The sequence below is a fragment of the Enterobacter cloacae complex sp. SHL021 genome (assembly GCF_049237765.1).
In the GTDB taxonomy this organism is placed as follows: Bacteria; Pseudomonadota; Gammaproteobacteria; order Enterobacterales; family Enterobacteriaceae; genus Enterobacter; species Enterobacter cloacae.
In genome coordinates, this window is record NZ_JBMKJG010000003.1 from 108727 (window position 1) to 121324 (window position 12598).

At 57.6% G+C, this 12598-nt stretch carries 9 protein-coding genes; 6 read left to right on the forward strand and 3 right to left on the reverse strand.

Going from position 1 to position 12598, the window contains the following annotated elements:
- Positions 1-6 precede the first annotated feature (6 nt).
- The 6 genes from ACOTZF_RS04085 to ACOTZF_RS04110 all read left to right on the forward strand — a co-directional run bounded on the left by ACOTZF_RS04085 (position 7) and on the right by ACOTZF_RS04110 (position 5975).
- Positions 7-1020 (forward strand): ABC transporter ATP-binding protein, encoded by a 1014-nt coding sequence (locus ACOTZF_RS04085; protein ID WP_038985147.1) that lies wholly within the window; start codon positions 7-9, stop codon positions 1018-1020.
- A gap of 1 nt (position 1021) precedes the next feature.
- Entirely contained in the window at positions 1022-1966 is a 945-nt protein-coding gene (locus tag ACOTZF_RS04090) for an ABC transporter permease (protein ID WP_047351696.1), read from the forward strand.
- Positions 1956-2762: an ABC transporter permease gene (locus ACOTZF_RS04095; protein WP_029882932.1), complete on the forward strand. Its 807-nt coding sequence runs from the start codon at positions 1956-1958 to the stop codon at positions 2760-2762. Before ACOTZF_RS04090 ends, ACOTZF_RS04095 begins: the two co-directional genes overlap by 11 nt.
- A gap of 24 nt (positions 2763-2786) precedes the next feature.
- On the forward strand, positions 2787-4211 hold the full coding sequence (patD, locus tag ACOTZF_RS04100; protein WP_038419535.1) for an aminobutyraldehyde dehydrogenase: 1425 nt from the start codon (positions 2787-2789) through the stop codon (positions 4209-4211).
- A 748-nt stretch (positions 4212-4959) separates the two neighbouring features.
- Positions 4960-5133 (forward strand): GhoT/OrtT family toxin, encoded by a 174-nt coding sequence (locus tag ACOTZF_RS04105; RefSeq protein ID WP_013096478.1) that lies wholly within the window; start codon positions 4960-4962, stop codon positions 5131-5133.
- 86 nt (positions 5134-5219) lie between these two features.
- Positions 5220-5975, forward strand: coding sequence for an alpha/beta fold hydrolase (locus ACOTZF_RS04110; RefSeq protein ID WP_040023761.1), 756 nt, complete (start codon positions 5220-5222; stop codon positions 5973-5975).
- A 56-nt stretch (positions 5976-6031) separates the two neighbouring features.
- Here the strand turns inward: ACOTZF_RS04110 and ACOTZF_RS04115 are convergent, their stop codons facing one another.
- Genes ACOTZF_RS04115 through ACOTZF_RS04125 form a run of 3 tightly spaced genes read right to left on the reverse strand, consistent with a single transcriptional unit; the run spans position 6032 to position 12535 of the window.
- The gene (locus tag ACOTZF_RS04115; RefSeq protein ID WP_129251751.1) at positions 6032-8206 is read right to left on the reverse strand and encodes a virulence factor SrfC family protein; all 2175 of its coding nucleotides are present in this window, start codon (positions 8204-8206) and stop codon (positions 6032-6034) included.
- Entirely contained in the window at positions 8203-11184 is a 2982-nt protein-coding gene (locus ACOTZF_RS04120) for a virulence factor SrfB (protein ID WP_129317719.1), read from the reverse strand. The genes ACOTZF_RS04115 and ACOTZF_RS04120 overlap by 4 nt, the downstream gene beginning before the upstream one ends.
- A 4-nt stretch (positions 11185-11188) precedes the next feature.
- A complete protein-coding gene (locus ACOTZF_RS04125; protein ID WP_348563168.1) occupies positions 11189-12535 on the reverse strand; it encodes an SrfA family protein in 1347 nt (448 codons plus the stop codon).
- Positions 12536-12598: the final 63 nt, after the last annotated feature.

Sequence of the window (12598 nt, forward strand, 5' to 3'; positions counted from 1 at the left end):
CAGAACATGACGTACGCGGTAGAGTTTAATGACGTTTCCCGTCTGTACGGCGACGTACGGGCGGTGGATGGGGTGAGCATTGCCATTCGTGACGGGGAGTTTTTCTCCATGCTGGGGCCGTCGGGTTCCGGCAAAACCACCTGCCTTCGGCTGATCGCCGGTTTTGAACAACTCTCCGGCGGGACAATCACAATCTTCGGTAAAGAAGCGAGTGAGCTTCCTCCGTGGGAGCGAGACGTCAATACGGTGTTCCAGGACTACGCGCTGTTTCCGCATATGTCGATTCTCGATAACGTCGCTTACGGGCTGATGGTCAAAGGCATCGACAAAAAAAAACGCCATGCACTGGCGCAGGAGGCGCTGGAAAAGGTCGGGCTGAGCTTTGCCATTGCGCGCAAGCCGTCGCAGCTTTCCGGCGGCCAGCGTCAGCGCGTTGCCATTGCGCGTGCGCTGGTCAATGAACCCCGCGTGCTGTTGCTGGATGAACCGCTGGGTGCACTCGATCTGAAACTGCGTGAACAGATGCAGGTCGAGCTGAAAAAACTTCAACAGGCACTCGGGATCACCTTTATTTTTGTGACCCACGATCAGGGGGAAGCCCTGTCAATGTCCGACCGGGTCGCCGTTTTCAACAACGGACGCATTGAGCAGGTGGATACCCCGCGTGAGCTATACATGCGCCCGCGTACGCCGTTCGTGGCCAGCTTTGTCGGCACCTCGAACGTTTTCGATGCGGCACTGGCGCAGAAAGTGTGCGGCATGGAGGGCGCTTATTCGCTTCGACCGGAACATATCCGACTCAATGAGAGCGGTGAGGTTCAGGTTGAAGGCGTGGTTCAGGCTGTCCAGTATCAGGGTGCGGCAACGCGCCTGGAGCTGAAACTTGCCGGGGGGGCAAAACTGCTGGTGAGCCAGGCCAATCTCAGCGCGGACACACTGCACACTGGTGTTGAGCCGGGGCAGGCGGTGCTGGCTTCATGGTCGCGCGACGCCATGATCCGCCTGCATGAGGAAGGGTGAAATGGCGATGAGCGTCTTACATCCTCCCGCACCGCGCGGTACCCTAAGCCGCATTACCGCGTATTTCTGGCGCCAACCGTCGCTGGGGATATTCCTGCTTCTGCTGGCACCGCTAATGTGGTTTGGCATCGTCTATCTGGGATCGCTCCTTACGCTGCTGTGGCAGGGCTTTTATACCTTTGATGACTTCACCATGTCGGTTACTCCGGACCTGACGCTGGCGAACATTCAGGCACTTTTTAACCCGGCAAACTACGACATTATTATCCGTACGCTGGTGATGGCGATTGCGGTCACCCTCGCCAGCGCCATTCTGGCCTTCCCGATGGCCTGGTACATGGCGCGTTACACCAGCGGCAAATGGAAAGCGTTCTTCTATATTGCCGTTATGCTACCGATGTGGGCGAGCTATATCGTCAAAGCGTACGCGTGGACGCTACTGCTGGCGAAAGATGGCGTGGCGCAGTGGTTTCTCAGCCATCTGGGGCTGGAGCCGATTCTGGTCTCTGTTCTGACGCTCCCGGCGATTGGCGGGAACACGTTATCGACCTCCGGGCTGGGGCGGTTTCTGGTCTTTGTCTACATTTGGCTGCCGTTTATGATCTTGCCCGTGCAGGCGGCGCTGGAACGGCTGCCTGCCTCGTTGTTGCAGGCCTCTGCCGATCTCGGTGCGCGTCCGCGTCAGACCTTTCGTTATGTTGTTCTGCCGCTGGCGATCCCGGGTATCGCGGCGGGCTCGATATTTACCTTCTCTCTGACGCTGGGGGATTTTATCGTGCCACAGCTGGTAGGGCCGCCTGGCTATTTCATTGGCAATATGGTCTATGCCCAGCAGGGGGCCATCGGCAATATGCCCATGGCCGCCGCCTTCACCCTGGTGCCGATTGTGCTTATCTCGCTTTATCTGGCGTTCGTGAAACGTCTGGGAGCATTCGATGCACTCTGAACGCGCACCGTTGTTCCTGAAAGTGGCCGCCTGGGGCGGGGTGATCTTCCTCCATTTCCCCCTGCTGATTATTGCCATCTACGCTTTTAATACTGAGGACGCGGCCTTCAGCTTCCCGCCGCAGGGGCTGACGTTGAAGTGGTTTAGCGTGGCGGCGGGGCGTGGCGACATCATCGATTCCGTGACGTTGTCACTTAAAATTGCGACGTTAGCGACGGCTATTGCTCTGGTACTTGGCACGCTTGCTGCAGCGGCGCTGTGGCGTAGCGCGTTTTTTGGCAAAAACGCCATTTCGCTGTTGCTGCTGTTACCGATAGCGCTGCCGGGCATCATCACCGGTCTGGCGCTGCTGACCGCTTTCAAAACCATCAATCTGGAGCCTGGTTTTTTTACCATCGTTGTCGGGCACGCCACGTTCTGCGTGGTGGTGGTGTTTAACAATGTGATTGCCCGGTTCCGACGCACCTCCTGGAGCCTGGTTGAAGCGTCGATGGATTTAGGGGCCGATGGCTGGCAAACCTTCCGTTACGTGGTCCTGCCCAATCTTGGGTCGGCGCTGCTGGCCGGGGGCATGCTGGCGTTTGCTCTGTCGTTTGACGAAATTATCGTCACAACCTTTACCGCGGGACACGAGCGCACGTTACCGCTGTGGTTGCTTAACCAGCTCGGACGTCCGCGTGACGTGCCGGTCACCAACGTGGTCGCACTGCTGGTGATGCTGGTGACAACCTTCCCCATTCTGGGAGCCTGGTGGCTAACCCGCGACGGCGAGAACAGCGCCGGGAGCGGGAAATAACATTGATTTCAACGGGACAATGCTATGCAAAAACGACTGCTGATTAATGGTGAACTGGTGAGTGGCGAGGGGGAAAAACAGCCGGTCTATAACCCTGCCACCGGAGAGGTTCTGCTGGAGATTGCTGAAGCATCTGCCGCGCAGGTCGACGCGGCCGTGCAGGCAGCCGATCGGGCGTTCGCACAGTGGGGGCAAACCACGCCCAAAACGCGTGCCGAATGTCTGCTGAAACTGGCTGACGTTATTGAAGCGCATGCCGACGAGTTTGCCAGTCTCGAATCCCTGAACTGCGGTAAGCCGCTGCACTGCGCGCTGGGCGATGAGATCCCCGCGGTGGTCGATGTGTTTCGGTTCTTTGCTGGCGCGGCCCGCTGCCTGAACGGACTGGCGGCGGGTGAGTATCTGGACGGGCATACTTCGATGATCCGTCGCGATCCGGTCGGGGTTGTCGCCTCCATCGCCCCCTGGAACTACCCGCTGATGATGGCGGCGTGGAAGCTGGCACCGGCGCTGGCCGCCGGGAACTGCGTGGTCATCAAGCCTTCTGAGATTACGCCGCTGACCGCCTTAAAACTGGCCGAACTGGCGAAGGATATTTTCCCGGCTGGCGTGCTGAACGTGCTGTTCGGGCGCGGAAAAACGGTAGGCGATCCGCTGACCGGGCATGAGAAAGTGCGCATGGTGTCACTCACCGGCTCAATTGCAACCGGGGAGCACATCATTGGCCATACCGCCTCATCCATAAAACGTACCCACATGGAGCTGGGCGGCAAGGCACCGGTTATCGTCTTTGATGACGCCGATCTGGATGCGGTCGTCGAGGGCGTGCGGACGTTTGGTTTCTACAATGCCGGGCAGGACTGCACTGCGGCCTGCCGGATTTATGCCCAAAAGGGCATTTATGCTGCGCTGGTGGAAAAACTGGGCGCAGCGGTGGCCAGCCTGAAGATGGGGGCGCCGGAAGAGGCCTCTACCGAGCTGGGGCCGCTGAGCTCGCAAGCGCATCTGTCGCGCGTCTGTCAGGCTGTGGATGAGGCCAAAGCGCTCAGCCATATCCGCGTGGTGACGGGCGGCAGTAAAAAAGAGGGAGCGGGTTACTACTTCCAGCCAACCCTGCTGGCCGGGGCAAAACAGGAAGATGCCATTGTGCAACGTGAAGTCTTTGGCCCGGTGGTGAGCGTCACTGAATTTGACGACGAAGAACAGGTGCTGGCCTGGGCTAACGATTCACAATATGGCCTGGCCTCGTCCGTCTGGACCCGGGATGTGGGGCGTGCTCACCGCCTGAGTGCGCGTCTGCAATACGGCTGCACCTGGGTGAATACCCATTTTATGCTGGTAAGCGAAATGCCACACGGCGGCATGAAGTTATCCGGTTACGGAAAAGATATGTCGGTGTACGGGCTTGAGGATTATACCGTTGTCCGGCATGTGATGATAAAACACTAATATGCAGTTAAGTGGCTGTAATATATTGAAAATATATTGCAGTCGCTTACTTTTGGGCCATTGAAGTTAAAATTAGTGCTCAGCAGAGCTGCCTGGTTGATGATTATGCCATCCTGACTGGAACTGGATAAACATGTGTAATAATGGCCCAAAACGGCAACTGGAATGACAGGTAATGGGATTTCAATATTGGTTCACGGTATGTGCAATTTTTCTGATCTGCCCCTTTATGCTTGTTCAGTCGATTATCTTTTTGCGACGAGGTGTCTACACTAAAACCTTCAAGGGAACGATGCGAAAGGAATATATACACAAAGACACTAAACCTATTGAATACTGGTTTAACGTTATTGCTCAAATAATGATAAGTGCTGCAGTACTTGGTTTAGGTTTCTGGTTATTAGATGACCTACCTGCCTTTCATAATTGGCACACTGAAATCCGCGCAATGCTCCCTTTTTAATTCACCATTGAAAAGATGCCAAACCTCGCTCAGGCGGGGTTTTTTGTTGCCTTGAGGTAACCATGAGCATCGAAGCCAGAGGGATTAAAGAGTCGAAGTGCAACCTTAATCTTGTCATGCATGGTTTTCGAAGACGGATCCTTGTCAGGGCATAGTTGTAACGCAATATACTCATTTGTTATTAGCCTTAATATTTAAGTGGTTATTCTGTAACGAAAAAACTTGATCTGTATCAACATATGACGCATATTGCGTGCGGTTATTTTTTCGGCTCTGGAATACAGAATGACGTTGTATCAAAAGATGTTGGTTTTTTACGCAATCATGGCTTCTATCTGCGCATTAATCACCTGGTTCCTGTCTAAAGATCGTAAACGCATCCGCCTGCTCAGCGCGTTTCTGGTAGGGTCGACCTGGCCGATGAGCTTCCCCGTTGCGCTGCTGGTCTCGCTTTTCTGAAGCACGCTTCCATTTTTAAACGATGAACATGGCATTCCCGCTACGATAACTGTATAAATAAACAGTACATCGTAAAAGGAGTGCTTATGAACAGTTTTTACTCGCAACATGCGGGTTGCACCGTCCGCTGGCATGATTTGCCCGGCACCGGCGATCCCGTTGTCTTCATCCACGGATTGGGCTGCGCCTCGTCCTATGAATATCCCCGCGTCGTTCGTGACCCTCAGTTTGGCGGGGGCAGAACGATTCTCATCGATTTACCCGGCAGCGGTTACAGCGATAAGCCTGAGCACTACAGCTACAAAACTACCGATCAGGCCCGCGTTGTGGCTGAACTGATGGATCATCTCAAGCTCGATGCCTTCTGGCTGTACGGTCACAGCATGGGCGGCAGCATCGCCATTGAAGCGGCGGGGCTGCTGGCATCGCGTGTTAAAGGGCTGATGGTGTCGGAACCCAATTTTCATGCCGGGGGTGGGATGTTCAGCCGCTCGATTGCCGCACAAACGGAACAGCAGTTTCTGGAACAGGGATATCAGGCCATGCTCTGTGCAGAAAAAACGGCGTGGGCCGGGTGCCTCCAAAGTAATGCACCTTATGCTGTCTGGCGCGGCGCATCGAGCCTGGTGGCGGGCGTTGAGCCAGACTGGGAAACGCAATTTCTGTCGCTGCCTTGCCCGGTGACGTTGATTTTTGGCGAGCTCTCTTTGCCGGATGACGATGTGGAGCGCCTGAAGCAGAAGGGCGTAGAGGTCAAAATCATCCCTGCTGCGGGGCACTCCATGTCGTGGGAAAACCCGTCGGCACTGGCGCAGACGTTAGCGGAGTGTATGCCGGCGTGATTATCGTTGCGGAATGTTGGCCGGGTAAGCGCAGCGCCACCCGGCAACAAAGGCTGCTACATGATTAAAGCCCGAAGTGCCCGACGTGCGTCAGGCTGAACATCATGCGGGTGCTGATAGTCAATGTTCTCTATTGCCCGGCTATAGAGGGCAACCAGCCAGTCGTAAACGTACGCGGTGGCCGCATGGACAGGTTGTTCCCCCAGGCGCGTCAGGCGCGGCGCAGCGCAGCTAACCACGGGCGTAACAAAGATTGCCAGCCCCTTACGGATGCGGCTTGCCGGACGTTCAGCAACAGGCGTCTGGTCGTAACCCAGCCAGCCAACGAAATTACCTATCACCGCATGCAGCTGTGCGGCGCTGCTCTTGTCGGTTTCGACAATACGCTGAAGCTGCTGAGGCAGGTTAAGACGGTAGCTGGCGACCACCAGAACCTCGGCAATTTGCTGTAACACCGCAGGCTCAAGACCCAGGCGTGTGGCCGCTGCGTCATTACGACTCCACTGACGCAAATGGTTCATCCACACTTTATGCGCCAGGCGCGCTTTATCTTTTGTCTGGAACGTGCCGGCACTTTCCTGCGCATTATCGGCAAACAGATCGATGGTATCCGTAAACAGACCGTTGACCTGCTCCTCGCGCGGTTGCTGGACGGCCAGAAGCGTTTCGAAGGCTTTGAGCGGAGGCAGAAGCCCTTCGAGCAATTCGCCGTGGCGGGCAGCGCTGCTTTGCAGGGTACGAACCATGTTCTCGGCCTGAGTTCGTCTTGCTGCAGGCTCCTCAACCAGCGGTGCCAGATAGCTTTGCATTAAAGCCGACAGCTCCTGGCGCAGCGCCGTTTTCAGCGTGTTAAGACGTTTCTGTCGCTGGGCAGGTATCGTGGCCTGTGACAGCCACTCGATGACGCGCTGCATGCTGTGGCTGTCCAGCGCCTGCAGCGTGCCCCAGCGCAGGCCCGGTTTACCCAGCAGATGCTGGACCGCTTCATCGAGATTCTGCCGGGTGGTAAAACGCGCGTCGTGAGGCGTAATCGCCCACACCAGACCCGGCAGGGCTGTTTCCTCCGCAGGCTGCGTCTCTTTGACCCAGTTCATCAGTACCTTTGCTTTTTTTGCCGTCTGGTCGTGCTGCGCGGCCGCATTGCAGATCACCAGCACATCTGGCTGCAACTGCTGGCGATAGTGTTCCAGCAGCCACTGACATTTGGCCTGGCTTAGCGGATCGGCGCTGTTGTCTGCAAATACCGGGATATCAATAATATCGACGTTATCCAGCGCGCTGCTCTCGACAGGCAGTACCAGTTCACGCGTCAGGAATGCCAGTACATCGACGGGGAGGCTAATAGCATTAAGCATCTCGCCGTTGTTCAGGGGATGCAGCAGCGTCTCCTGAGCGTCCGGAAGGGTAAAGGTGCCATGGGTCAGGAAGCCTTCGCCCGGCAGACCAAAGTTATCCACCAGCAGGCTGAGCGGGGCGGCAAGTTCGCTGGCGTGGCTGGTCTGGTGCAGAACATGGGCGAGCTTTAACCACTGCTGGGTCAGTTCCTGTTGCTCACCCCACAAAAGCGACCAGACGCTGGCCCGAGCGGTGAGATCAAGCGATGGCACCAGTTGCGCAAACTGATGCCACAGCACATCATCAATTTGCTGTCTGGCGGCAGGTACCGTGCTCTGCCAGAAGCGGGCAATCGCGCCCACTTCCTGCGCCGTTATGCCCGGTACACCCTGCGGCTGACGCAGGCCGCGCCACTTCTCAAGGCGCGTCTCGATAACGGCCTTATCCACGGCGCGGATCTGCGGGTGTAAGGTGGTGCGGGCAATAAACAGCTGCACCAGCTCGGCCTCGGTGACCAGGCTCAGACGTAGCGGGAAAGCCTCATCGTCCACCGCTGTGCTTTCAGTGGTGAAGCGCAGTGCCATGTTGGTCAGGGCATGTCCCGGGTTGATATGTGAGAAGTAGTCAAACGTGCGTTGCCCGGGGGTGACGTTCAGCCGCCCGTTACCGTTGCCGCACAGGGACAGCAACAGATGCGCTTTGGCGCTTTGGGAGTGGCCATACAGACCAATGCTGCTCCGCCGGGTCAGGGCCTGTTCAATGGCCTGCTCCCGCGCCTGCGCCGCATTGATACGGGCCAGCAGGGCGTCGGCATCGTTATCCAGCACCGGGGCGTGCAGGCGCGTCTCGTTAATCCACCCGATTAAGGCCTGCGTGGTGGTCATCGTTGCACTCATTTCAGGTATACACTCCCGCTGTCGATCCAGTAGTGGCTACCGCTATGACGGCGATCGGCCAGGGTATTCAGTTTGAAGGTTAAGGCGTCTGGTGGGACAGGGGTTCCATCCTGCAGCCAGGCGTCGCTCAGCTCGAAAGATTCCGGGCCTTCGTGCTTGCTGCCTCCGCAGAGCTTAAGCCGTACGTTCAGCACGCCGTCGCCAGCAATCGCTTTGGCCAGTTCCGCCGAGTTGATACTCAGGGTGTACAGCGGCGTCGCTGGCCAGCGTGCGTTCGCCAGCTGGCGGAAGCCAAGCGTGACGTTCCCACGCAGCGGGAAATGCAAGCGGGCGTCGAGTTTTGCGCCAGGTTTATCCAGGTCGATATCCTGATACCAGACGTTTTCCTCACGCAGCGTGTTAACGGTGTTATCCAGCACGCCCAGATAGCGCACGGTGGAGTAAGCGCCAATATCGGCCGCCTTAAAGTTAAAGCGCGGCAGACGCAAATCGAGCGCCAGGCTGCAGAGCATGGCCCCAACGGCGGCGGTCGATTTCGGGTTGCCGATGCGACCCTGCTGGCTGAACGGATACCACTCATGAACCTGGTATTTATCCAGCCATACGATACGATTGACTGGCACGGGCTGGAGATGGCGGATCAGCGCCTGCACGCCCGGCAGGCACCCCGGACGACCGGTGATCAGCAAAATATCGCAGCTGTAATGAGAGATCGCTTCGCATACCGCATGGAGCGGAGAGGCCAGCGTGAACTGACCCGCCAGCATCGCATCCTGCATTTCGCGAAAATTCACATGCAGCGGCACGGCAAACAGGTCGAAGGCTTCAGAGCCAGCAGGCAGGGCATGGTCGACAGCCTGCTGCAGGTAGTTCATCACGTTGCGGGTCGGCTTCTGCGGCAGCAGATCGCCAAAGGTGGCATGCAAACCGGCCAGCGGATCGTCAATGTCGCTGGATTCCCACGCGGCAAGGATCGCATGACCGATCGGCATAAAGAGCTGAAGTGCGGTCTGCTGGCGCAATACCGCCTGGGTATCAATACGCCCGGAGTCACCGAACAACGACGCCATCAGCAGAGACGCGTCCGCAATGCCGGACTTCTGCAACTGCGTTTTCAGGGCTGGCAACACATAGCGCTGGATAACGTCCAGCAGCGTGTCGTCGCCGGCCACTTTAAACCCTTCGCGGAAGAGAAGTTGTGGCGTGATTTTTACGTTATTCCCGGAGCCGTCATCCAGCTGATAGTGGGTGATCGCCATATCTGTGGTGCCGCCGCCAATGTCGATAGAAGCGACGCGCAGCGCGCGACCCGGCTGGACACCAGGCTCGGGTTCACGATCCGGGCGGGCGAGGGAGGCGAAGAAGGCTTCCGTCTGACCACCAAAACGGGAGATCGCTTCGTTGTAAAGCCAGACCAGTTGCCCGCAGCTCGCTTCATCCCACTCCATCTGGATCTCAGGCACCGGCACCACGCTTTTATCCTGCTGCTTGCGGGTGGCAAAGTCTTCATCCTGCGGATGCCATCCCATCGCTTTCCAGACGATGGCAATCGCTTCAAACATGCGGCGACGGAAGATTTCGCGCTCCTGCTTCGGCATCGCCGAGGGCAGCGTGAGGATCAGCGTGCGCAGCTGGCGCGGAGACGCCGGGAAGCCCAGACGCAAGCGCGTGGCGACGCTGTTGATCTGGCCCAGCGCCTGTGCCAGCAGCTCGCACAGCATATGGGTCATCAGGGTGCTGCGGCTGTACTGCGGGGAGAAAACCGGCAGACGCTCGTCCTGGGGCAGCGTAAACAGCGGTTCGCCGTCATCATTCATCAGGTTCATCAGCGGGAACGCGGTCGCCAGCGGCTCGCGTTGGGTTTTGCTGTTCATCTGGCTGAAACGCCAGTCCTGCACCACCGGCGTCTCATCCCACAGGTAGCGACGCGGGCTGGAGATACCGCTGTTACCTTCAGTCCCCAGACGCTGCATGGCCAGCTTACGCGCCTCATCGCCAACCCGGACAATAGAAGGCCAGACGAAGGCATCCTCGCGACCGCTTTCAACCGAGAAGTGCTGTTTGCCAAAGCGTGCTTCCGAGAACTCCAGGCGGCTGGTAAACAGGGGCTCATTGAGGAACTGCGGCTCGCTTAAAGAGCGCACCTGCAACTCGGCCGTCTGGCGCAGACCGTCGTTAGCGTCGCCGTGATCTTCAATAATCACGCCGCAGGTATGGGTGTTGCCCACGTCGAGGATCAAATCGACCGGAATGGCAGGCGTGCTGAGCGTATGGGTGACAAATTTGACTTCCGGCACAGTGAGCTGTTCACCAAGCATGGTCAGCACATTCAGCCAGTGTGCCTGATATTCAAAGCTGCGCATGGCCTGCTGCAGATCGCGTTCTGAACGGTGTTCAACGTCCGAGGCGTACTGCGTGAACGCTTCGCGCAGCCAGCCATCTATCCACGTCTGGTCGAGGAAATTTTCAACTTCGGCATCGCGCCAGGCCAGCGCGAAGCGGGTCCCGTTAAGAATATCGTTTTCCACCGGCGACAGCGCGGAGGTGGCATGCTCCGCAATCTGGCTGTCGAGGGCGAGGGTGACGCGATGGGTGTTGCCTGCGGTGTCCGGCGTCTCCAGCTTGCGGACCTGAACGCGCGCCCAGTTGTCCGGGCCGTCAACAAAGGTTCGCGGCGGGTTGAAGCGCAGGAACGGAACGGGGAGCCAGACGCCATCCAGCACGGCCAGGGACTGATGCAGCGCGATGGTTGTCTCAGGCTTGACCACCTCAGGTTGGCCGCCGTCCGTGCCGGGCAGGGTGTAACGCCCGTTAACCAGGTCGAAATCAAGGCGCAAAAGCGGGCCGTTCGCGGTTTTACGCACGAAACGCCCGTTGCTGGCGGTGTCCTGCGGGGTCAGACCGAAATCGAGGAACTGTACACCGCTGTTGGCAATAAGCGTAACGCTCTGTTTATAGTCGCAAAGATTTACCAGCATAGGATCAGGCACCTGCTTTCTTAAACGTCAGTGGAACGACGGTTTTTGCATCATAACGGGCATTGCATTCGGCGACATCGCTGGTGCCTGCTTTACAGGAGACTTCCGGCATCGGGTAGCGGGAACCGTCTGTGCAGCGTGCATTGCCGCGACTCTTAATCATCAGCTCGCCATTGCTGTGCAGGCCGGAGAAAACCTCTACGCGGCACACAACATTATCGCCATGCACAACACGGGCGAAGCCTTTGTTGTTCTGGATCTGATAGCGCAGTGACGGCGGTTTGCCGGTCACCGGATCTTTTACGTCAAGAATGGCGCGCCAGGTGCCGTTCAGGAAACGCGTCGAGCCCGCTTTGACCTGACCGGCCTCCATGACCATGGCATCTTTCGGGATCGCGGCAATCACCACCGGGGCAGACACCGGAGCGGGATCGGGTTCCTTCGCTTTATTCTCTACCACCTCAGCCTGATGCAGCGGCAGGTTCATCGCCAGTGGTTCAACCGCTTTAATCGGTTTTGGGGCAATCGCCACGGGTTGTGGTGCCGGGGCGGCGGCTGGCGCGGGCTCTGCCGAAGGGGCCTGTTTTGGCCACAGCAGCGGGGCGGCAATGGCGGCAACGATCACAGCGGCAACCGGCAGCGACCATAAGGGCACGCGACGCTTTTTCACGACGGGCGCAGGAGCAGGCTCTTCAACAGGCGGCGCAACGGCTGGCGCGGGCTCGGGCTCATACAGCGCTTCAGGCGTAATGCGCACAACCGTGGCCGGGGCGATCAAAGGTTCGTCAGCGTGTTCAAAGGTGACGGCCGGGGTCGGTTCAGGTTCCGGTTCAGGATCTTCAATCACCACCGGCGCGGGCTCAGGGATCAGCGATTCGCGCAGGCAGTCGAGTACGTCATCGCGTGCATTTTCGTTCAGGTTTACAAATCCCCAGAACGCAATGACCGGTTTACCGTCGACCAGATAAAGGAAATTTTCGCTCGGGAACTGGAAGGCTTTCGACAGCAAGGAGCCAAAAAGCTGTTGTGCGGTTTTAGGCGACTGGAGGCATTTCTTACTCAGCGATTCAACGCTGGCAAGGGTATTTTCCAGATAGCGTAGGGCGCGAAAACGGTCATCTTCATTGGCCGTTTTCCAGCTGGTGACGCTACCTTCCACCGGAGAGTACCAGTCCACGCGGTCACCGCCGTCGTTGACCTGCGGAATGGCCAGACAGTCGACAATGGCCTGCTTTTTGCGCAACCGGAGTGCTTCACGTATTTGCAACGCTGATTCAAAAACGGCTTGTCCGCCGCCGCCAACGGCCTGAAAATCATCCAGATTACCGCTGCGTAAAAGAGTTTTTGCCACGATTTGATCCCATATACTTCTTCACACCGTTACTTTAACGAAACCGGAAAGCAAACAAACGGA